The organism is Sinimarinibacterium arenosum, from assembly GCF_005047655.1.
Lineage (GTDB): Bacteria > Pseudomonadota > Gammaproteobacteria > Nevskiales > Nevskiaceae > Solimonas.
This window is the reverse complement of the sequence record NZ_SUKF01000002.1, coordinates 521,047-542,998: the sequence shown is the minus strand read 5'-3', so window position 1 is coordinate 542,998 and position 21,952 is coordinate 521,047. Positions and strand designations below refer to the sequence as shown.

Genomic DNA, 21,952 nt, shown 5'->3' with positions numbered 1-21,952 from the left:
AATGCTGCTGATTTGCTGACCCCCTGCACGGAAAACGATCGATGCGCACGATTCGCTACGCAATTGCCCAGTGGTTTCTCGGTCACCGATGGATTTCTGCGGCAATTCTGATCGGTATCACGATCTTTCTCGGCGCCGGTCTGCCGAATGTCCAGCTCAAGACGATTTTTTCTGATCTCCTGCCGGTCGGCCATCCATATGCCGAGACCTACCGCGATCACCCGAATTTCGGAAATCCGTTGACGATGACGGTGATGATCCAGCGCAAGGACGGTGACATTTACAACACCGAAACCCTGCAGAAAGTCTGGAAGTTCACCCGCGATATCGATCTCGCGCCGGGTGTCGATCACGACCAGGTGCTGTCGATCGCGACCGAGAAGGCGCGGTATGCCGAGGCGACGCCTTACGGCATCGATGTGCGGCCGTTGATGGAAGACCATGTTCCGCAGTCAGCGGAGGAGCTCGCGCAGTTCCGTGAGCGTTTGGAAAGCTCGCCGGCTGTACGCAATTTTCTGGTTTCGACGGATGGATCGAGCACGCTGATCAATGCGACGTTCATCGAATCCAGACTCGACTACGGTGAAGCTTTCGACTACGTACAGGGGCTGGTCGAACAGGGGCGTGACGAACATCACGACGTTCACCTGGCTGGACAGCCGGCGCTGACCGGATGGGTCTATCAGTATGAAGCCCAGATGATTCTGATCTTTGCCGTGACCCTGAGCGCTCTGGTGCTGGCGCTGGTCATCTACATGCAGAACGTCGCCGGCGTGCTGACACCGCTGATCGCCAGCGCGGTCTGTGCGATCTGGGGCTTCGGGTTTGCAGGCTGGTTGCACTCGCCGATTGAACCGTTGCTGATGATCGTGCCGCTGTTGCTCGTTGCACGATCGTTCAGTCACTGCGTGCAGTTCGCCGAGCGCTATTACGAGATTTATGCGGAAGTGGGTGATCGCGTCGAGGCTGCCAAGATCACCACCAGCGTGATGATGGCGCCCAGCATTCTCGGCATCGTGACCGACGCTGCCGGCATTTTCCTGATCGCACTGGCGCCGATTCCCGCGATGGAGCGTTTTGCGCTGTTCTGCGGTTTCTGGGCAATGATGCTGATTCCGACCGGTGTGATTCTGGCACCGCTGCTGTTGTCGGTACTGCCGCCGCCGAAGAACATCGATCGCATCATCGGCAAGACCGGACAGGGTGGTGTACACGCGGGCATCAAGCACGTCTTGCGCGGACTCGCGAAGCTGACCTACGGCCGCACTGCGCGCGTCACCACGGCGGTGCTCGTGGTTGTTGGTCTGCTGGCGCTGTACAGCTCGGCGCAGGTCAAGATCGGTAATCCTGTTGAAGGCAGCAATCTGCTGTGGGAAGACTCGGAATTCAACACCGCGGTCTCGAGTATCAACAGCAATTTCCCGGGTGTGAACACGCTGGAGATCGTGCTGGAGGCCAAGGATGCCAAGAACCCGAATCGGGTTGCGCGTCAGGCCGATACCGTATTCACGATGCAGGCGCTGCAGGGCCTGATCGAAGAAGGTGACGCGCCGCCTCGGGCAACCCTGTCGTTTGCCGACTATCTGGCCGAAGGCAATCGTCTGTATGCGGGCGGCAACCCGAAATGGCTGGCGGTTGATCGCACGCCGGAGGCGGTCAACGCCGCAGCCACGGCCATCATGCTCGGCAGCAGTGCCAAGGCGTTCTCGCATGTGGTCGACTTCGAACAACAGAATTCGACCGTGTCGCTCTGGTACAAGGACAACAAGCAGGAAACGGTTGACGCCGCTCTTGCCAGCGCACGCAAGGCGGTCGATGCGGTGGGCATCGACCACGACGCGTTCCGCGTGCGTCTGGGCACTGGCACGATCGCCCTGCAACAGGCGATGAATGACACGGTCGCTGCCTACGAATGGCGCATCCTGGCGTTCCTGAATCTGGTCATTCTGGTGGTGTGCAGTTTGGCCTATCGCTCGGTTGTCGCCGGCATCGTGCTGCTGATTCCGGTCAACCTGTCGAACATGATTCTGGTTGCGACGATGTCGGCGATGGGCGTCGGCCTGGATATCAATTCGCTGATGGTTGCGGCCATCGGCGTCGGCGTCGGCATCGATTACGGAATCTATCTGCTGAGCCGGGTGTGCGAGGAATTCGATGCCGAGAATCCGGACTACGGCGGCGCGATCACTTCGGCGCTGACGACCACCGGCAAGGCGATCATGTTCACCGCCACCATCATGCTGCTGGGTATTGCACCGTGGTACTTCCTGTCCGGCCTGAAGTTCCTGGCCGACATGGGTCTGCTGCTGGTGCTGACGATGCTGATCAACATGGTCATTGCGCTGGTCGTGGTGCCACTGTTGGTGTGGCTGATCAAGCCCAAGTTTGTCAGCCGCAACGATCTGCTGGTTGGCGAGAGCGTCGACCTCTCCAAGTTCACATCATCGGGCCATGGCGCCGCGCATCGGCGCGAGGCGGTCGGGCCCGGTGCATCCACGCCGTCATACCCGTCGGGTACGGAGTCCACCGTGGACCCGTCGCCGGCGGCGGGATAGGCGCTGTCGGTTTCAAGCCCGTACTCGGGTCATTGCGAGCGTCATCAGGGAATCAGATACCCGGAGGAGCTACACATGCATATCAGGAAATACGACTTCAATTATTCGCGTCGCATGTTCATGGAGAAGACGCTCAAGGGCATCGCGTCCGCGGGTGTGTTGGCACCGATGTGGCCGCTGATTGCCAACGGTGCGGACATCAGCAAGGCGTATCCCGATGAGTTGCTGTCGATCGAGATGTACACCAAGGGCAAGATCAAGCCGGGTGATTTCATCACGGCGGCCAACGTCGATGTGGTCAAGGATCTGCTCGATCCTATTTCCTACATGCAGGTGAAGGAAATGGGCCGCCGCATCGAGATCGTTGAATCGGTCAAGGACGCTTCGGTGCTGTTTCCCAACGCGTTCCTCGAAGCGACGCTGAAGAACCAGGGCAAGGCCGAGATCGGTGCGGATGGAAATATCTACGCGCCGGGCAAGAAAGCGTGGATCGGCGGGTTGCCGTTCCCCGACCCGAAAACCGGCGAAGAAGTGATCGCCAACATCACGCTGTCGTGGGGGCGTCACGACTACTGCCAGTATGCGATCCGGCAATGGGACATCGCGCCGGACGGCAGTGAGGCCTATCAGTACGATTTTGTCTGGGCCGAGCTGCAGGCCACGGGTCGTCTCGACGGCACCGTGTTCCAGAACAAGGCCGACATGCTGCGTTTCCAGTCGGTGTGGTTCACGGCGCCCAATGACATCGGCGGTACCGCGTTTCTCAGCTCCTGGCACTACGATCAGAACAAGTTCCCGGACCTGTACGGCTATCTGCCGGCGTTCAAGCGTGTGCGTCAGTTCCCGACCAATCAGCGCTTCGAGCCGCTCGTGCCCGGCGTGACCTGGTTCCTGTCTGATGCCTGGGCCGCAGGCGATCCGATGTTGACCTGGGGCAACTACAAGATCGTCGGTCGCCAGCCGATGCTGGGTGCGGTGGCCGGGAATTTCTCGGGCTCGAAGAAGAACTGGGAAGCAGGCACCCATGGTGGGCCCAAGGGCAAGACGTTCTGGGACAGCAAGATGCAGCTGGTGCCGGAGTGCATCGTGCTCGAGGCCGAGCCTACTGGGTATCCGCGTTCACCGGTTGGCAAGAAGCGCATCTGGATCGATACCCGCAATCAGCTGTTTGTTGCCTACAACACCTTCGACCGGCGCGGCGATGTGTGGAAATCGTTCGAGGCAGGCTGGTCGCGGTACGAGGATGGCGGCACGGTGATCAAGGATGCCAACGGCAATCCGGACTGGTCGTGGACGTACCTGCACAGCCACGACGTCCAGTCCAATCGCATGAGCCGGATCATGCATACCGAGAGCTGCTCGGGCGGCTACAAGAGCGAGCTCTCGGCCGGCAGCGACGACGTCTACAACAAGTTCATGACGACGACCGCGATTCAGCGTCTGGGCACCTGAGTGCTGTCACCACATGCGCTGCGCCGCTGGCCGCGAGCCGGCGGCGCAGGCTGGAGGTTTTCGATGAAGCGTATTTCGTTCAGCAGTCTGCATCGTCATGCCGTTGCGGCCGGAGTCCTGCTGGCAACGCTTGCAGCGCCGTGGCCGGCGTCGGCGATGCAATTGCAGCGTGTGCAGATCGGTACCGCGCATCGCGCACTGTTCGATGTCGCCTTCGCCGGCGGGGAAGGCTACACCGTTGGCGCTGAAGGTCGTGTCATGCGCAGCGCCGATGGCGGCGCGAGCTGGGCCCCGGAGCCGACAGATACCAAGCTGACGCTGCTGGCAGTCGCGGTCAACGGTAGCAACCGGATCGCGGTAGGTCAGATGGGCATTGCCACGGTGCGCAGCGCTGACGGGCGGTGGTCGACGGTTGCCACCGGAACCCAGGAGCGCCTGATGGGCGTCGACGTCGACGCGTCAGGCCACGCGGTTGCGGTCGGGTCCTTCGGTGTTGTGCTGCGCTCCGAAGACGGCGGACGGCAGTGGAGTGCGGTCCCGGTCGACTGGGCCTCGTTGATCGACGGCGGACTGGAGCCGCACCTGTACGCGGTACAGGCCCTGGGTGAGAACCGGTTTCTGGTGGTCGGCGAGTCCGGGCTGATTCTGCAGAGCGCCGATGGCGGCCTGAGCTGGAGCCGACGCAACCAGGGGGACGCCTCTCTGTTCGCGATCCACGTTCGCGCCGACGGTGTCGGTTATGCCGTGGGCCAGACCGGCACGCTGCTGAAGACAGTCGACGGCGGAGAGCAGTGGACGCATGTCGATGTGCCGACCAACGCCAATTTGCTGGGTGTCTACGCCGCAGAGGATGGTCGCGTGGTGGTCCCCGGCATGCGCGAGATGCTGGTGAGTGAAGACGACGGTGCGAGCTGGCAGCAGGTGCGGGATGGCGATGTCGGACGGGTTTGGTACGTCGGCACCGCTTCGGCGGCAGACAGCAGGGATGTGATCGTGGTGGGGCAGACCGAGCGGATTGCACGCGTCGGCGATGGCAGCTGATCCGATGTCGCTCGAGGTTTGATCCGGAGCCGGCCGGCGGTGGGGTAGGGGCAAGTGCAGCGGCGGGCATTACAAAGAGGAGCAATAACTATATGGACCTTCAATCGATGAAGTTCGCCAAGAGCGCGGTTGTGGCCGTCATTGCGGCAATGTCGGGTAACGCCTTGGCCGATGGTGGATTCGGCAACCTGAATTTCAGCGGCTTCCTGCGGTTCGAGTCGGCCTACAAGCTGGGTGGCGACGAGAATCCGTTCAATCAGGGCGGCAATCTCTTCAATGGAGTTGCAGTCGAGCGCAGCGGCGGCATTCCGCCCAGTGAAGTCGGTCTGTTCAATGACGTGGAGACGCGGCAGGTTGCCGAGACCGACAACGACTTCAATCTGATGTACGTGCGCGGGCGTCTGGACCTCGGCTACAAGATCAGCTCTAACTTCAACCTGATCGGCAGCGTGCGCGCGATCTTCGATCCGGTGATCTACGACGAGTTCAATCCGCGGCAGGTCGACAGTCAGGCCTGCTGCAACTTCTACCAGGAACCGAATTATTTCGAGTACGCGATCGAAGGCGGCGGGCGCGCCAATCCAATGGAATGGGCGGGCCGCGACTACATGGTCGACATCCCGACGCTGTATGTCGATTATCAGAACGGCCCGCTGCTGATCCGTGCCGGCAATCAGCAGATTGCCTGGGGCCAGGCGCTGTTCTTCCGGGTGCTCGACGTGCCCAACGGCCTGGACTTCCGGCGTCACTCGATTCTCGACTTTGCTTCGGAGGAATATTCGGACAAGCGTGTGCCAGCATTGGGACTGCGCGTGTCCTACCAGCTCAGCGAGAGCTGGGAACTGGACAGCTTCGCGCAGAAATTCCAGTCCACCATTTATAGCAACGCCAACACGCCGTACAACGTCATCGCATCGCAGTTCACGGTACGCGACTACTACGATGACTACAGCGACAAGATCAACTATGGCGCGCGCATTCGCGGCAGTATTGGCGACTTCGGCGTGCAGGCGATCTATGCCTATCGCTACAACCCCGACGGGGTGTTCCGCTGGACCAAGTCGGACGTTAATCGCGGGTTGCCGGGCGAGCTGCCCAATGTGATTCCGGGCTTGACCGACAATCTCGGCAACATCCTGCAGGGTGTGGTCGATCTGCTGGGCGGGAGCATTCCCGCGACCGGGGCGATCCTGGCGCAGACCCCCTTCGAGGTCGACCCCACCGGCGTGCATTCGGCGGAAGAATGGTTCACCTACGCGGCGATGGCACGTCTCGATGCGCGTGAGGGGCTGAACGCGTCCATCGAGGACTTCCCGGCGACCGCGCTGCTGCTGGCGCAGCCGGTCGACTCTGACGAAGCTGCGCGCCGTGAGCTGGATCTGTTCTTCCAGCTGTCGGGCGGTTTGCGGGGGCACATCGAACGTCAGTACTTCCGCGAACGCGTCTTCGGATTGGGCACCAGCTACGTGGTACTCGGCGAACCGGGGTCCTTCCTGGATCAGCTGATCATCAATCTCGAAGCCACCTATGTGCCGGATCGCAAGTTCACCAATATCACGCTCGGACAGAAATTCATCGAGCATGACGAATGGACCACTGCGCTGGTGATGGAGAAGTACCACCGTTTCACGCAGGCGTTCCCGGCCACGTACTTTGTGTTTCAGTACATGCACAAGTCCGAGAGCGACATCTTCGGCCGGCATCTGAGTGGCTTCGGCGCGACCCCGGAAGAGTCCATCTCGACCACAGGGGGCATCGATCACGGTTCGAACTATCTGGTGCTGGCGTTCCAGCAACCGTTCCCAAGTCTGGTCTGGCGTGCCGATTTCGCTGCGCTGTATGACGCCGAAGGTGGGCTGTTGCTGCAGCCGGCGGTGCGCTGGAAGCCCAACGGCAATTTCACCGTCGAGGCGTTCTACAACTACATCGACACGGTCAGCGGCAATCCCAACAGCAACGCCTTGTCGTCCGCGGAATGGGCCGACGAGTTGGCGTTGAGGGTCAGCTACCAATTTTGATGCACGGTTCTCCCCCCGTTAGTGCCGGCGGCGCGTGTCGCCGCCGTGCACTCTCTTTACGGAAGGGATGCCAAAGCCCGTCGCGGGTGATGCGACACCGGGAGCAGCGATGCACATAAGACGATATGACGGCGGCTACAGCCGCCGTCACTTTCTGGGGCAGATGCTGCGCGGCGTGCTGGCAACCGGGGTGCTGATGCCGCTGTACAAGGCCATGGCGGCCAGTGGCGATATCACCAAGGCCTATCCTGATGAACTGCTGTCGCTTGATGCCTATACCCACGGCAAGATCAAGTCCGGCGATCTGATCACCGCCGACAATGTCGATCTGGTGGCGGATCTGATGGAGCCGGCCAAGCTCTATCAGGTGCGCAAACTCGGGCGTCAGCTCAAGGTGGTTCCCACCACCACCGATGTGATGCGTCTGAGCCCATGGGAATATCTGGAGGCGACCTTCCGCAACAAGGGACGCGCGCGCTTTGATGCCCGCGGCAATGTCGTCAACGACGACGGCAAGCCCTGGATCGGCGGCTCGCCGTTTCCGGACCCGCAATCGGCGCTCGAGGTCTTCGCGGGGCAGACAATGAGCTGGGGTCGACACGACGCATCGCTGTATGCGTTCAAGGAATATGACCTTGATCCCGACGGCTCGCTGGCCTATCGCTACGAAGGCGCCTGGGCCGAGCTGTCGCCGATTGCGCGCGTCAGCATGGATCCCAAGCCGTACTGGCCCGGCCACGAGGACAAGTTGCGCTATCAGAGCATCGTCTTCACGGCGCCGAACGATTTCCTCGGTACCTCGTATCTGAATATCTGGGATTACGACCAGAACACCTTCCCGGAACTGTACGGCTACATTCCGGCATTCAAGCGCATCCGCCAGTTTCCGACCGATCAGCGCTTCGAGCCGCTGGTGCCGGGCGGCTCACTGTATCTGTCCGATGCCTGGGCCGCGGGCGATCCGCTGCATACCTGGGGCAACTACACCATCGTCGGGCGCGGGCCGCTGCTGGCCGGCATTTCCGGCGGCTGGAATCCCGGGCATCCGAACTGGGAGCACAGCACCCATGGCGGCAAGGACGGTCAGATGTTCTGGGATACCGAGGTCGAGCTGGTGCCGGAGACGATCATCGTCGACGCCGAGCCGGTGAAGTTTCCACGCGCGCCGGTAGCGAAGAAGCGCGTGTGGTTTGACGCACGCACGCTGTTGCCGGTGGCGATGGTGTCCTACGACCGACGCGGCGACGTGTTCCGCTCCTTTGACGGCGCCTACGGCCTTTACGAAGCGGGCGAAAAGTCGGTGATGGACGGCGCGCATCCGTACTGGTCGTGGGGGCACGTGCATGCTTTCGATGTGCAGACCGGTCGCATGACGCGCCTTGAGCAGGTCAAGGAAGTCAGTGGCGGGCACCAGATGCTGGTCAACAACCCCGACACTTACGAGCGCTATCTGACCAAGAACGCACTGACGCGCCTGGCGCGCAGCTGAGCTGTTCCGGTCCGCTACCCGTGCGCCCGCACGGGTTCCATGTGTCTCGGGTGTCGCTGCGTCCGCACAGCGTCACCACGCAGGCGCTGCCTGTCCCGATGGGGTATTGCCGTGACAGGCGCGCGCCCTGGACCCGTGGACCCGGCGCCCACCGCTCGATGCCATCGCCGCCTCGGGCGTACATGCCGCGCGACACCGCCCATAGGGGTAGGGCTGCACCACCCGATGCTGCGCAGACTGCGGCAGACATCAGGTCGGCTGTCGTCCGGTCAGCCACCCCAAACTGACGAGGAGAAGGACATGGCATTTGAGTTCGACGGCAAAGTGGTGCTGGTCACAGGCGCCGCATCGGGTATCGGACTGGCGATCGCGCGGCAGTTCCTTGGCGCCGGCGCGACGGTGGTGGCGACCGACATCGATGCCGCTGCGCTCGCCGCGATCGAGGTGGAGCCGGACGTCGCGGCGCGCTGGGTCACGCGCCAGCTCGATGCCGGCAGCGCCCCCGCCATTGGTGAGGGCATCGCCTGGATCGAATTGCAGCATGGACGTCTCGATGCACTGATCAACAACGCCGGACTGGCGCGACTGCAATCGATCGCCGAGCTGAGCGAAGACGCGATCGACCTCCAGTTCAACGTGCTGCTGAAAGGGCCGATGCTGGCAGCGCGGGCGGCGCTGCCGATGCTCGAGCGCAGCGGTGGCTGCATCGTCAACATCGCGTCGATCGCGGCGGTGATCCAGGCCGCGGGTCATGCCTGCTACAGCGCGTGCAAGGCTGGCCTGGTCAAGTTCACCCACGATCTGGTCAAGGAGCACCCCGGCGTTCGCTCCAATGTGATTCTGCCGGGATTCATCGATACGCCGATCCTGCGTGCCTATGGCGAAGGCGAGGCGCTGGAAACGATCAAGCGCGAACTGGCGACGCACATCCCGCTGCGGCGGCTGGGTCGCGCCGACGATATTGCCGATGCCGTGCTGTACCTGTGCTCGCCTTATGCCAGCTACATTTCCGGTGCCGAACTGGTGGTCGACGGCGGGGTCATCAGCACCACGCTGGAGAACATGTAACCGAGCCTGGAAATCCCGGCCGGAGTCCCGCGTGGCGTCCGGCCTATCCTTTGGGGTGGTGCGGGACAGTTGCGATCCTTACAGACTGCGACCACCAGAAATCCAATACATACCGAGGAGATGGACGATGTCGAGCAGCGCACGCCACTGGTATTTCAATCAGCGCCCCGCAGGCGATATCGACGACCAGACCCTGGTGCTGCGCGAAGAGCCGCTACCCCCGCTCAAGGACGGCGAGTTTCTGGTGCGTGCGGTGTACATGTCGCTGGATGCGACCAACCGCGTCTGGCTCAGCGACTGGGACATCTACATGGAGCCGGTGCATCTGGGCGATCGCATGCGCGGTTTCGTCGTCGGTGAGGTTGTGAAGTCGCTCAACTCCAATTATGCCGCGGGCGATCTGGTGGCCGGGCTCAGCAGCTGGTCGGACTACATCATCGACAACGGTGCGGCGATGCAGAAGCTGCCGCCGATTCCGGGTCTGAGTCTGGCCGACGCTTTTGGCATCCTGACCGTGGCCGGTCCGACCGCACTGGTCGGTCTGATGGAGATCGGCAAGCCGAAGCCGGGCGACACCGTCCTGGTCACTGCGGCCGCGGGTGCGGTCGGCATGCTGGTGGGGCAGATCGCCAAGATTCACGGCTGCCGCACGATCGGCATCGCCGGTGGTGCCGAAAAGTGTGGCTGGCTGCGCGAATTGGGTTACGACGCGGTGGTCGACTACAAGAACGAGAATGTGGTCGAACGCCTGCGGGCGCTGGCGCCTGACGGCGTCGACGTGCTGTTCGAGAATGTCGGTGGCGAGGTGCTGGATGCCGGCCTGACGGTGATGAAGGATTTCGGACGTGTGGTCATCTGCGGTCTGATCTCGACCTACAACGCCTCCGGTCCGGTGCCGGGCCCCTACATGTTCCGCAACGTCATCATGCGGCGACTGACGATTCAGGGTTTCGTGATCCTCGACTACCTGGACCGCTACCCGGAATATCAGATGCAGCTGGCCGGCTGGATGCAGCAAGGCAAGCTGAAGTATCGACTGCACGTGGTCGATGGCCTGGAGAACGCCGTCGACGCACTGAAGCTGCTCTACAGCGGCGGTAATCAAGGCAAGCTGATGGTCAGGATCGGTGACGAGCCGCGCTGAAGCGCGTGACGACGATGGAGCTTGTGGCCACGGTTGCAGTTTCGAAGCGGCGTTTGTCGGCGCCCGAGGCCGGCGCTACCATGCGGCCTCGAACTGTTGAGGAGACAGCTGCGGAACCCGCAGTTGCAATAGAACCGGTGACACGCAGAACCGCGAAGCTTGCGGTCCGTGTGGCAGCCGCAGATTCCCTTGAGGCGTCGCGCTCCGATTCCACGGGCTCGCGTTCTCTGGTGCTGCGTCAGGCTGCGCTGGATCGCCTGAAAGCCCATCATCAAGCGCCGTTGGCGCTGGTGCAGGGGCCGGCCGGTTTCGGCAAGACCACCCTGCTGCGCCAATACAGCGACTACCGTGCCGCGCGTGGTGATCAGATCGCCTGGATGCGGATGGATGCGCAGTCGGCCGATCCGGCGCAGTTTCTGCGCCTGCTGTGCGACGCGGCCGATGGTTTCGACGAGCGCGTGCGTCAGCGCAAGGCCCGGCTCGATCCACGCCCACCGACGATCCAGGATTTCAATCGCGCGCTTGGGCGTCTGCGCGGCGGCGGCCTGATCGTCGTTGACAATTTCGAGCAGGCCTTTACCGCGGATCTCGAAGGCGTGTTCATGCAGGTGGTGCGCGTGCTGCCAGAGGGCGTGCAGCTGTGTATCGGGTCGCGTGTGCTGCCATCCGACCGTCTGGTCAGTCTGCGCATGCGTGAACAGATGGTCGTGATCGATGAAAGCGAGCTGCGTTTCGGCATCAACGAATGCAGTGAGTTCTTTCGCGAGGTGCCCGGGCTGACGCCGGCGGATATCGCCGACATCCATCGTCGCACCGACGGCTGGCCGGCCGCGCTGCAGTGCTTCCGCCTGTGCATACGGCGTGGCCGCGAGCATCGCAGTCTGGCCTATGCCGGCAAGGGCATGACCCAGGACCTGATCAGCTATTTGGCAACGGATGTGTTTGAGCACCTGTCGCCTGAGTTGCAGGCCACCTTGTTCGCCCTGTGCGTTCCGGAAAAACTCAACGGTGAACTGGTCGGCTTTGTCGCCGGCACCGGGGACGGTCAGGCCGTCCTCGACGAGATCGAACGTGCCGGCCTGTTTCTCGGCCACGCGGATCTCGAGGGCAGCTGGTATCGCTTCCACAACCTGTTCCGCCAGTTTCTCCTGACGCGCATGCGTCAGGAGACCGCGCCGGCCGAGCTGCGTCGGCGCCAGCGTCAGATCGCCGACTGGTATGCCGGCCATGGCTGCCGCGAGGAGGCGATCCAGCACTGCATCGACGCCGGCGATCCCGAGCAGGCGGCGGAGCTGCTCGAAACGGTCATCGACCGCCTGATCGCGCAGGAGCGGCTCGGCCTGATCGAGCGCTATGCCGACGAACTGCCGCCGGAAATGCTGCTGCGCCATCCGAATCTGGCCAATGCGGCGATCATCGCCTACGGCTTCCGCCGGGCCTTCGACAAGGCCAACCGCCTGATCGATGCACGCGCGCGCCAGTTGCAGGCGCAGCCCGATGCGCGCGCGCAGGCTGTGCACGACTACGCGCGTCTGTTCGTGCTCGCCGCCGAGGACCGCATCGAGGAGCTCGGCCACAGCGCCGAGCAGGCCTGGCGACACCTGAGCGAGCTTGACGGCTCACAGTTGGCCATCACCTACAACGCGCGTGGTGTGTGGCTGGTCGGCCGCAGCCAGTTCGAGGAGGCACGTACGCTGCTGCTGAAGGCGCGCCCCTTGCTCGACCGCGAAGGCTCGCTGTTCGGTCAGGCCTACCAGGAAGCGATCTATGCGATGTCGCTGCTCGCCGAAGGTCGTATCACCGACGCGATGCGCGGACTGTCCGCGGCGCTGCGCCATACCGAGCAGGAGGCCAGCGGCAGTGTGACCGCCGGCTCGGTGCTGGCGGTGTATCTGGCCGACGGCTATTACGAGCAGAACAAGCTGGCCGACGCCCAGGTGCTGCTGAACGACTACGGCCAGCTGGCCGAGCAGCAGGCGATCGTCGATCCGCTGGCGACGATGCTGCTGACCAGCGCGCGCATCGCGTACGAACGCGGCGACCGTGCGCAGGCCGAGGACGTGCTGGAGCGCGCCCTGTATCTCGGCTATCAGCATGATTTCGCGCGGCTGGTGACGTACGCGAAGGCCGAGCGCACACGTCAGGCCACCTTGTCCGGTGACCTCGACCTGGCCGAGCGGCGCTTGCGTGAATTGAGTCCGGCGGATCATGACGCTGATGACGATGCGCTGCTGTTCCACGCTGGCGAAACCGAAGCCCGCAGCGTGACGGTGGCGCGCTATCTGGTCCATGTCGGGCGCAGTGGTGAGGCGCGCAGCATGCTGCAGGCGCAGATCCGCCGCGCCAAGGCGCAGCGACGCCGGCGTCGCGAACTGAAGCTGACGGTGATGCTGGCATTGGCGCAGAACGCCGAAGGGCGCCACAACTGTGCCCGGCGCTCCTTGCTGGAAGCACTGGAGCTGGGCGCCCCGCGCGAATTCGTGCGCAGCTTTCTCGACGAAGGGCCGATGCTGATACAGCTGCTGAAAGAAACCCATCGCGGCTTCGATCAGTTGCCCAAGCTGGGGCATCAGGATGTTCTGCTGGCCTATCTGAACTATCTGCTGGCCGAAGCCGGTGAAGTGGTTGGCGCGGTGCCGGAAGTGCTGCAGGCTTCGGGAGATGCCGCGATCGCGCCGCAGCTGTTTGAAAGCCTGACCGACAAGGAGCGCAACCTGTTGCGTTATGTCTCGCTGGGCCTTTCAAACAAGGATCTGGCGGAGCGTCTGTCGGTGTCGACCAACACCGTTAAATGGCACCTGCGCAACATTTTCGAGAAGCTGCAGATCAGCAACCGGGTGCAGGCGATTGCCGTCGCCCGGCATCTGGGGCTTATCGAGTAGTTTGTTACAGCTTCCGGGCTCCGCCGATGCCGTCGGCAGAATCCTGCCGCCTTCCTTCAATGCATTGATATAACTGCGAAAAAGCAGCGCTTGCGCGTGGCTGCCAGACACTTCTTGCAGGTCAATCCTTTAGGGTGGGGACAGCCTTCCGGCCTTCGACAACTCTACGCACAGACAGACCAGTACACGTCGCTTGACGACGTGACGAGAAGTGCAATGGAGGATCGCAGTGAGGCTACTCGTCAGCATTGATAACGGTGGCACGCCGGGCGGTCGCAATCTCGATGCTGGCGCCTCGGCTGAAGAGCCGCAGGCGGCGGGCGCAATTTACACGCGCATTCCAGAGTCGCTGAGTCCAGACACGGCGCTCGGCTGGCTCGGTCGCCTGCGCGGGGAATAGAAAATCATGGGGCAGAACAGCGTGGAAGAAGGCCAGCTGTTGTGGACGCCGCAGCCGGCTTTCGCGCAGGCCAGCAACGTCGCAAAGTTCATCGACTGGTTGCGCGATCAGCGCGGTCTGTCATTTGCCGACTACCACGCGCTGTGGCGCTGGTCGGTGGACGACATCGAGGCGTTCTGGGCGGCGATCTGGGATTACTTCGACGTGCAGTCGACGACGCCGTACACGGCCGTGATCGACCGCCGGGTGATGCAGGGCGCGAAGTGGTTCGAAGGCTCGCAGGTGAACTATGTCGAGCACCTGTTGCGCTTCGAGGCCGACGCGCCGGCGGACAAGGTGGCGCTGCATCATCTGTCCGAGCTGCGGCCGCTGGCGCAGCTGAGCCTGCAGCAACTGGCCGGGCAGGTGCGGATCCTGGCGACGCAGCTGCGCGCGATGGGGGTGGAGCCCGGCGATCGCGTGGTTTCCTACATGCCCAACGTTGCGGAAACCGCGGTGGCGATGATGGCGACTGCAGCGATCGGTGCGGTCTGGTCGTCGGCGGCGCCCGAGTTTGGCATCAAGACCGTGGTCGATCGCTTTGCTCAGATCGAGCCGAAGGTGCTGTTCGCCGCCGATGGCTATCGCTTCGGCGGCAAGGATTTCGCGCGCGAGGACGAAGTGCGCGGTATCGTTTCTGCGCTACCGTCCCTGCGCCAGGTGATCTGGCTGCCGTATCTGCACGCGGATGCAGCGGTGCCGGCGCTCGCCGCGGGTGATCATCCGGCGCGGGTGACGCGCTGGCATGCAGTGATGGATCAGCCGGCGGTTGCGCGCGAGGCGTTCAGTTACACGCGTGTCGCCTATGACCATCCGCTGTGGGTGCTGTTTTCATCCGGCACCACCGGGCTGCCCAAGGCGATTGTGCACAGCCACGTTGGTGCGTTGGTGGAACATCTGAAGCTCGCGCACTTTCACTTCGGGCTGTCCTCACATTCGGCGATGTTCTTCTACAGCACCACCGGCTGGGTCATGTGGAATCTGGTGTTGTCCGCGCTGCTGACCGGCGGCGCAGCGGTGCTGTACGACGGCAGTCCGGTACATCCACAGCCGGATCTGCTGTGGAAGCTGGCGGCCGACACCGGCACCACCTTCTTCGGTGCCAGCCCCACCTTCGTGCAGATGATGGAGAAGGCCGGCATGCGCCCGGCGCAGGCATACGATCTGTCGAAACTCGAGGCGATCATGGTCGGTGGATCGCCGTCGACGCCGGAGACTTTTGCCTGGTTGTACGACTGCGTGAAGCGGGATCTGTGGGTGACATCCCAGTCCGGCGGCACCGAGGCGGCGACCGGCTTTGTCGGCGCATCACCGACCTTGCCGGTGTATGCCGGCGAGATCCAGTGCCGGATGCTGGGCATGGATGTGCATGCCTGGAGTGACAACGGCGAGGAGTTGATCGACGAAGTCGGCGAGCTGGTGGTGACGAGCCCGTTTCCGTCGATGCCGCTGTATTTCTGGAATGACGCCGATGGCCGGCGCTACCGGGAGTCCTACTTCGATACCTTCCATCAGGCCGATGGCAGCGACGTCTGGCGCCATGGCGATTTCATCAAGATCAATGCGCGTGGCGGCTGCTACATCTACGGGCGCTCGGACTCGACCCTGAACCGGTATGGCGTGCGTATCGGCACGGCCGAAATCTACCGTGCGGTCGAGCAGGTCGAGGGTGTCGCGGACAGTCTCGCGGTGTGCTGCGAACTGCCGGGTGGCAAGTTCTACATGCCGTTGTTCGTTCAGCTCAAGCCCGGGGTTGCGCTGGACGCCGCGCTGGTGTCGTCGATCAATCAGCGGCTGCGTGCCGACTGCAGTCCACGCCATGTCCCCGACGAGATTCATGCGGTGGCACAGATTCCGTACACACTGACCGGCAAGAAAATGGAGGTGCCGGTGCGCAAGCTTTTGATGGGCTGGCCGCTGGAGAAAGCCGCCAGCCGCGATGCCATGTTGAACCCGGGCGCGATCGACACCTTCATCGATTTCGCCCGGAACGCAATGCCAACCGAAAGTTCGGGGCGCCGTCAGGCCGGCTGATTCAGTCTATTTGACACTGTGTCCGCGGCAACCGACTATCGCTGACTCCGCGCATCGGTCGCATGCGGCGCCTTCATGGCCCGCCGCAACGCCGCGACTGCGCCCAAGAATTATTCATCGAGGAGTGAGTTCATGGCATTGCCCAAGGTTCTGCAGGGTCGTCTCAGCGTGCCGGTGGTCGGTTCACCGCTGTTCATCATTTCCAATCCAGATCTGGTGATCGCGCAGTGCAAGGCCGGTGTGGTCGGTTCGTTTCCTGCGCTGAATGCGCGCCCGGCGCCGAAGCTGGAAGAGTGGCTCAAGCGCATCACCAGTGAGCTGGCGGAATGGGATGCGGCGCATCCTGACCAACCATCGGCGCCGTTTGCCGTCAACCAGATCGTGCACAAGTCCAATGATCGTCTGCAGCACGATCTGGAGATGTGCGTGAAGTACAAGGTGCCGATCGTGATCACCTCGCTGGGTGCGCGCACCGACGTCAATGACGCCGTGCACAGTTATGGCGGCATCGTGCTGCACGACATCATCAACAACACGTTTGCGCGCAAGGCGATCGAAAAGGGCGCGGACGGCCTGATCGCGGTTGCGGCGGGTGCCGGCGGACACGCCGGGCGGCTGTCGCCGTTCGCGCTGATCCAGGAAATCCGCGAATGGTTCGATGGCCCGTTGCTGCTGTCCGGTTCGATCGCCAGCGGCGGCGCGGTGCTGGCGGCGCAGGCCATGGGCGCCGATCTGGCCTACATCGGCTCGGCCTTTATTGCGACGGAAGAAGCCAACGCCGATCCGGCCTACAAGCAGATGATCGTCGACTGCGGCGCCGATGACATCGTCTACTCCAGCCTGTTCACCGGCGTGCACGGCAACTACCTGAAGCCATCGATCGTCAGGGCCGGCATGGATCCGGACAAGCTGCCCGAGGGCGACGTCAGCACGATGGACTTCGGCTCCGGCGGCAATACCGACAAGAAGGCCTGGAAGGATATCTGGGGTTGCGGCCAGGGTATTGGTGCGGTCAAGACCGTCGAACCGGCGGCGGCCGTGGTCGAGCGTCTGAAGCGCGAGTACGCCGCAGCGCGCGCCCGCGTGCTCCAGGCCTGAGGTTCATTGCGGCCAGCCCCGGGCGATCCGTGACCGCCCGGGGCTGGCCGCGATCATCAATTGGGTGGCCGCAACAAGCAGGACGCCACCGCCGATTTCGCGCAAGATAAGCCCATCAATAAAGCGCGATAGTCCGATTCGGCCGCAGATGCCGGACGGTCCATCGACACACGGGCAACAGGTGCGGGAGAGCGGCAGATGCGCTGGAGGAGCGCGGCAGCTGCGCTGATGTGGGTATCAGGCGCGGCGCTTGCCCTGGGCACGGGCGAGCTGCCACCAGATCTGGTGGCGCAGGATCACAACGGCACGACACAGCGCCCGCAGGACTACCGTGGGCGTGTGCTCTACATCGACTTCTGGGCGTCATGGTGCGCGCCGTGCCTGCAGGAACTGCCGGCGCTGCAGCGGCTGTACGCCGAGCGGGCGCCGCGCGGCTTCGCGGTGCTCGCGATCAACGTCGATACCCGGCGTAGTGACGCGCAGCGGCTGCTGGACCGGCTGCAACTTTCCTTTCCGATTGTGTTTGACCCTGACGGCGTGTGGCCGGAGCGCTTTGCGCTCCCCGGCATGCCGACCGGTTATCTGATCGGCCGCAATGGCCGTGTGCGGCATGTCCAGGTCGGCTTTCGTGAAGGCGATCTGGCAACGCTGGAACTGGCGATAGACCAAGCTCTGGAGGAGTCCCCGTGAAACGAGGCATTTTGGCGCTGACAGCACTGGTATGGCTGGCGGGTTGCAGCACGCAGCCGGTGCAGCCCTGGGAGCGCGGTGATCTGGCGCGGCCGGAGATGGCGTTCGAGCCGGATCCGCTGCTGGCTGGCTACCGTCGTCACGTCGAGTTCAGCAAGGAAGCCGCAACCGGCGGCCCGACGCTGGGCGGCGGCGGTTGCGGGTGCAACTGAATATGACGTTCCGAACGCCCAAGCTGTCCGCACTGACGTCCGCCGCATTGGCGATTCCCGGTCTTGCGCATGCCGAGCTGCAGACCGACTACCTGTATTCGCATTACGCAGAGGGTGATCTGCCGGCGGGCAACAGCGCCAGCGGCAGTGCCTCCGAGCGCTACACGATCGACTCGCATCTGTTCCGTGTCGGCGGGAACCTGGGTGCGGGGGATGCCAATCTGAACCTGACGCTGGAGACCATGAGTGGCGCCAGCCCCTGGTGGGTGCAGCCGGATGCCAACGGCAAGCCGGTGCAGGTCATGAGCGGCGCCAGCATCGACGAGGAACGCGTCGACATCGAAGCCAGCTACGGCATGCAGTTCGGCCCGATCGAGCCGGTGTTCAAGGCCGGCTACTCCAGCGAAGAGGATTATCAGTCGGTCAATGTCGGGGTCGAGGCGCAATACACGCCCGAGGGCGGTGTCTACAGCGCCAGTGCCGGCATCGGCTATTCCGACGATCGCATCGAGCCGACCGATGGCGGCAGTGCGAAGTATCCCGATCGCATCCGCAGTGCCGACAAGAACAGCCTGACCGCGTACGCCGGGCTGTCCTGGATCATCGATGCACAGACGGTGCTGCAGACCGTGTTCAGTTACAGCCTGCATGACGGTTACCTGACCGATCCGTACAAGCGCGCTTACTTTGTTTCGGTGGCCAATGCCGTGCCGGAAAGTCGGCCGGATGGACGTCAGAGCTGGACCCTGAGCGCGCGCTGGCGGCACTACCTGCCGGCGCTGGCTGCGGCGGTGCATGTCGACTATCGCTACTTCCAGGATGACTGGGAGATCGAATCGCACACGGTGGACCTGAGCTGGCAGCAACGCCTCGGCGAGACCTGGCTCGTGAGTCCGTCGCTGCGCTGGTACAGCCAGTCGCAGGCGTATTTCTACGCACCGTATTACGCGGATTTCCGCGAAGACGGCTTTGCGTCCAGTGATTACCGGCTGTCGCCGTTTGGCGCACTGTCGGCACGGCTGGATGTACGCAAGTCGCTGGATCAGCACTGGGAAGTGGGCGGCGGTGTCGAGGTCTACGACGCTTCTGCCAGTTACGCCATCCGCCCGGTCGATGTCGAGAACCCGGGCCTGGTCGAGTACTACAGCGTGCAGGCCCGCGTGAACTACCGATTCTGAAGAACCATGCAGCACCCACGATCGCCCGACCTGTCCAGGTGCGGCATCGTGTCGAGGGGGAGATGACCATGCAAACCGATACACGGCAGAAATTTTTCGCGATCGCTACGCTGAGCCTGTTGCTCGGCGCCTGTTCCGGCGACTACAGCGGCGGCACTGCCACCGGCAGCAATGGGCCCGGTACCAGCGGCGGCAGCTTCAGCTCGGTCGACGACTTCTTCGTCAAGCGCGCACAGCCACGGCTGGATTTCTGCCGCACCTGTCACGTACCGGGCGGCGTTGCCGACGTCGACGGCGGCGACAAGATGATGCTGTCGAGCAACAGCGCGCAGGACCTCGAAAACCTGCGTGCGTCCTGGGAGCGGCTGGGCGGGAACAATCCGACTTCGCGCATCCTGCTGATGGCGTCGGGCCAGGAGAAGCCGCACAGCGGGGGTCAGCCGTGGCCGGTCGGCAGCGCCGCGTATGTCGACATGAGTGCGCTGTTGCAGTGCTTTGAAAACCCGGTCGGCTGCCTTGATGCACTCACCGATGGTCCGGTCGTCAGCGAAGCGCCGCTGCTCGGCAGCAAGCATGCCGAACACCTGTGGGCCAGCTACTGTGCGGACAAGGACGATGCGGCGGTGCTGCCGCCGGATCCGCGCACCTTGGTGCAGCCCGGTGCCAATGAAGGCAAGGCGGTGTTCTTCAACGCCTACTGGGAGAACTGCCATGTCAACATGGCGGAAGCCGAGCAACAGGCCAAGACCTGCGGTGAGTACCGCGCACGGCGTGATCGGGGCCGCGACTTCCTGATCAACGAGCTGCCGGTGGCCGCGATGACCGCGGACGACTTCAACAACAGCTGGCAGAAGTGGGGGATGTCCGAGCGTCCCGCCAATTTCGACGATCTCTACACGCTGCGCTACGGTCTCAATCACGCGCCGTTCGACAACCCCTATCCGCTGCCGGGTGAAGATCCGGCCACCACCAACGGTGGCTCCGGGCAACTGCCGCTGGGTCTGCGCCAGCTGAAGGACGATCAGGGCAACTGGACCGGCGAGATCGGCACCGCCGCGTGCTTCCAGTGCCATGGTGGCCAGATCGGCGCGACCAATGCCGGTGAAGCCATCACGCTGGAGAACGTCGGCCTGGGCAACAACAACTACGATGTCCCAATGAACGGCGCGGACGCCTCGCCGTTTGCCGGCACGCCGTTCTCGACGCTGCTGCCATCGACCGACATCAACAGCCTGTTCAACATCGGTATCAAGCAGCGTGGCCAGAACAACGCAGTTGGCGCGTTCGAGTTCCTGATCACCGTGCTCGATCTGGATTCACTCGGTCTGAACCCGGATCCGCTGAAGACCATGGTCGGCGCAACCGGCCTGATCGACGTCGCGCATCCGCTGGCGCACACGCAGGACACGCCGCCGTGGTGGAACATGGGCTCACGTCCGCGCAAGTTCTTCGATGCCGGTGTGTCCAACGACAGCACGCGCATCATCATGGCCGCCGGTCCGGGCGAGTTCCAGGATCTGGTCTCATTCGACGGCAAGAAGTATCGCGATCGTATCGAGCTGTACGATCAGGATCTCGAAGCCTTCTTCCTGTCGCTGCGCTCACCGGAGTATCCGGGTGCGATCGATACGGCGCTGGCCGAGCAGGGTGCGGTGCTGTTCCACACGAAGGATCTGTGGGCCGAGCCGGGTAATGCCGAGCGACCCAAGCCGCAGGGTGGCAACGGCTCCTGCGCCAGCTGCCACGGGGCTTACTCGCCGCGCTACGTCAACGATCCGGCCTACCTGGAAAATCCGACGCTGGAAGGTGTGGCTGCGCACATCTCGCCGCTGGACGTGATCGACACCGACCACGCCCGCTCGGACATGCTGACGCCGACCTTGCGCCAACGCTGGGATACGACCTACTGGGGCTACACCGACAATGTCGACGGCTGGGTTGCGCCGGCAGACAAGGACCCGCTGACCGAGGCGCTCGATGATCTGCTGCCGACCGAACTGCGTCCGCTCGGTGTCTGCGGCTGGGAGAAGGAAGTCATCGGCTATCAGGCGCCGCCGCTGTACGGTGTGTGGGCCACGGCGCCGTATCTGCACAACGGTTCGGTGCCGACGATCGATGCGGTACTGGATACCTCCAAGCGCGCGCCGATCTGGCAGCGCAAGCTGCAGATCGAAGGCGACATCAAGGGCTTCGATCAGCGCATGAGCGTGGCCTATGACGATGACGCGCTGGGCTGGAAATCCGATGCGCTGAGCTGCAGCGATATCCCCGGCGATCCACTGGCCAACTGCAATCCGGTCAGCGACGAAGGTCCGTCGCTGGTACAGCTGGTACAGAATTTCCTCAACGAGACGCTGTCGTGGAGCGGTTTGATCAACATTCCTGATTCGACGCCAGGCGCGATCGACAAGCGCCTGGTCTACGACACGCGCATCCTCGGTAACGGCAATGGCGGACACGCGTTCACCGACGTGCTGACCGAGCAGGAACGCAAGGCGATCATTGAATATTTGAAGACGCTGTAGCGTGAAGTCGGCGGCTGCGCCGACTTCATCGGCCGAATGACGCGAACGCTTGCGGCGTGGCCCCTGCGCTCAATGCCCTGGCTGCGCGGGCGCCTGTTGCCGTGCGGTCTTCGGCACGACGATGGGC

At 63.2% G+C, this 21,952-nt stretch carries 15 protein-coding genes; all 15 read left to right on the top strand.

All coding sequences use genetic code 11. The annotated features are described in order from the left end of the window. The first annotated feature begins 41 nt into the window (after nucleotides 1-41). Nucleotides 42-2,555, top strand: a complete 2,514-nt coding sequence (locus E4T66_RS06040) for an efflux RND transporter permease subunit (RefSeq protein ID WP_136847990.1) — start codon at nucleotides 42-44, stop codon at nucleotides 2,553-2,555. 75 nt (nucleotides 2,556-2,630) lie between these two features. Beyond that, entirely contained in the window at nucleotides 2,631-4,007 is a 1,377-nt protein-coding gene (locus E4T66_RS06035; RefSeq protein ID WP_136847989.1) for a DUF1329 domain-containing protein, read from the top strand. A 63-nt stretch (nucleotides 4,008-4,070) separates the two neighbouring features. Next, a complete protein-coding gene (locus E4T66_RS06030) occupies nucleotides 4,071-5,048 on the top strand; it encodes a WD40/YVTN/BNR-like repeat-containing protein (protein WP_136847988.1) in 978 nt (325 codons plus the stop codon). A 107-nt stretch (nucleotides 5,049-5,155) separates the two neighbouring features. Then, on the top strand, nucleotides 5,156-7,066 hold the full coding sequence (locus E4T66_RS06025; protein ID WP_211242771.1) for a DUF1302 family protein: 1,911 nt from the start codon (nucleotides 5,156-5,158) through the stop codon (nucleotides 7,064-7,066). A 109-nt stretch (nucleotides 7,067-7,175) separates the two neighbouring features. Next, nucleotides 7,176-8,555: a DUF1329 domain-containing protein gene (locus E4T66_RS06020; protein WP_136847986.1), complete on the top strand. Its 1,380-nt coding sequence runs from the start codon at nucleotides 7,176-7,178 to the stop codon at nucleotides 8,553-8,555. A gap of 300 nt (nucleotides 8,556-8,855) precedes the next feature. Next, nucleotides 8,856-9,623, top strand: a complete 768-nt coding sequence (locus E4T66_RS06015; protein WP_169577498.1) for an SDR family NAD(P)-dependent oxidoreductase — start codon at nucleotides 8,856-8,858, stop codon at nucleotides 9,621-9,623. Between the two features lie 127 nt (nucleotides 9,624-9,750). After that, a complete protein-coding gene (locus E4T66_RS06010; RefSeq protein WP_136847984.1) occupies nucleotides 9,751-10,767 on the top strand; it encodes an NADP-dependent oxidoreductase in 1,017 nt (338 codons plus the stop codon). A gap of 137 nt (nucleotides 10,768-10,904) precedes the next feature. Continuing rightward, complete coding sequence (locus tag E4T66_RS06005) at nucleotides 10,905-13,649, top strand: LuxR C-terminal-related transcriptional regulator (protein ID WP_136847983.1); 2,745 nt, start codon at nucleotides 10,905-10,907, stop codon at nucleotides 13,647-13,649. A gap of 229 nt (nucleotides 13,650-13,878) precedes the next feature. Beyond that, nucleotides 13,879-14,049: a hypothetical protein gene (locus E4T66_RS21310; protein ID WP_169577497.1), complete on the top strand. Its 171-nt coding sequence runs from the start codon at nucleotides 13,879-13,881 to the stop codon at nucleotides 14,047-14,049. Nucleotides 14,050-14,055: 6 nt separating this feature from the next. After that, complete coding sequence (locus E4T66_RS06000) at nucleotides 14,056-16,122, top strand: acetoacetate--CoA ligase (protein ID WP_136847982.1); 2,067 nt, start codon at nucleotides 14,056-14,058, stop codon at nucleotides 16,120-16,122. A gap of 132 nt (nucleotides 16,123-16,254) precedes the next feature. After that, the gene (locus E4T66_RS05995; RefSeq protein ID WP_136847981.1) at nucleotides 16,255-17,220 is read left to right on the top strand and encodes an NAD(P)H-dependent flavin oxidoreductase; all 966 of its coding nucleotides are present in this window, start codon (nucleotides 16,255-16,257) and stop codon (nucleotides 17,218-17,220) included. Nucleotides 17,221-17,418: 198 nt separating this feature from the next. Next, nucleotides 17,419-17,910 carry a TlpA family protein disulfide reductase gene (locus tag E4T66_RS05990; protein WP_136847980.1) on the top strand — a complete coding sequence of 164 codons (492 nt, stop codon included), beginning with the start codon at nucleotides 17,419-17,421 and terminating at the stop codon, nucleotides 17,908-17,910. Then, the gene (locus tag E4T66_RS05985; RefSeq protein WP_248679465.1) at nucleotides 17,907-18,122 is read left to right on the top strand and encodes a DUF4266 domain-containing protein; all 216 of its coding nucleotides are present in this window, start codon (nucleotides 17,907-17,909) and stop codon (nucleotides 18,120-18,122) included. Before E4T66_RS05990 ends, E4T66_RS05985 begins: the two co-directional genes overlap by 4 nt. Before the next feature lie 2 nt (nucleotides 18,123-18,124). After that, nucleotides 18,125-19,300 (top strand): DUF3570 domain-containing protein, encoded by a 1,176-nt coding sequence (locus E4T66_RS05980; protein ID WP_136847979.1) that lies wholly within the window; start codon nucleotides 18,125-18,127, stop codon nucleotides 19,298-19,300. Between the two features lie 68 nt (nucleotides 19,301-19,368). After that, complete coding sequence (roxC, locus tag E4T66_RS05975; RefSeq protein WP_136847978.1) at nucleotides 19,369-21,825, top strand: putative rubber dioxygenase RoxC; 2,457 nt, start codon at nucleotides 19,369-19,371, stop codon at nucleotides 21,823-21,825. Nucleotides 21,826-21,952: the final 127 nt, after the last annotated feature.

What these genes read in the sequence shown, in the direction of transcription:
- E4T66_RS06040 (WP_136847990.1), top strand. Translation starts at nt 42, where the DNA reads ATGCGCACGATTCGCTACGCAATTGCCCAGTGGTTTCTCGGTCACCGA.
- E4T66_RS06035 (WP_136847989.1), top strand. Translation starts at nt 2,631, where the DNA reads ATGCATATCAGGAAATACGACTTCAATTATTCGCGTCGCATGTTCATG.
- E4T66_RS06030 (WP_136847988.1), top strand. Translation starts at nt 4,071, where the DNA reads ATGAAGCGTATTTCGTTCAGCAGTCTGCATCGTCATGCCGTTGCGGCC.
- E4T66_RS06025 (WP_211242771.1), top strand. Translation starts at nt 5,156, where the DNA reads ATGAAGTTCGCCAAGAGCGCGGTTGTGGCCGTCATTGCGGCAATGTCG.
- E4T66_RS06020 (WP_136847986.1), top strand. Translation starts at nt 7,176, where the DNA reads ATGCACATAAGACGATATGACGGCGGCTACAGCCGCCGTCACTTTCTG.
- E4T66_RS06015 (WP_169577498.1), top strand. Translation starts at nt 8,856, where the DNA reads ATGGCATTTGAGTTCGACGGCAAAGTGGTGCTGGTCACAGGCGCCGCA.
- E4T66_RS06010 (WP_136847984.1), top strand. Translation starts at nt 9,751, where the DNA reads ATGTCGAGCAGCGCACGCCACTGGTATTTCAATCAGCGCCCCGCAGGC.
- E4T66_RS06000 (WP_136847982.1), top strand. Translation starts at nt 14,056, where the DNA reads ATGGGGCAGAACAGCGTGGAAGAAGGCCAGCTGTTGTGGACGCCGCAG.
- E4T66_RS05995 (WP_136847981.1), top strand. Translation starts at nt 16,255, where the DNA reads ATGGCATTGCCCAAGGTTCTGCAGGGTCGTCTCAGCGTGCCGGTGGTC.
- E4T66_RS05990 (WP_136847980.1), top strand. Translation starts at nt 17,419, where the DNA reads ATGCGCTGGAGGAGCGCGGCAGCTGCGCTGATGTGGGTATCAGGCGCG.
- E4T66_RS05980 (WP_136847979.1), top strand. Translation starts at nt 18,125, where the DNA reads ATGACGTTCCGAACGCCCAAGCTGTCCGCACTGACGTCCGCCGCATTG.
- roxC (WP_136847978.1), top strand. Translation starts at nt 19,369, where the DNA reads ATGCAAACCGATACACGGCAGAAATTTTTCGCGATCGCTACGCTGAGC.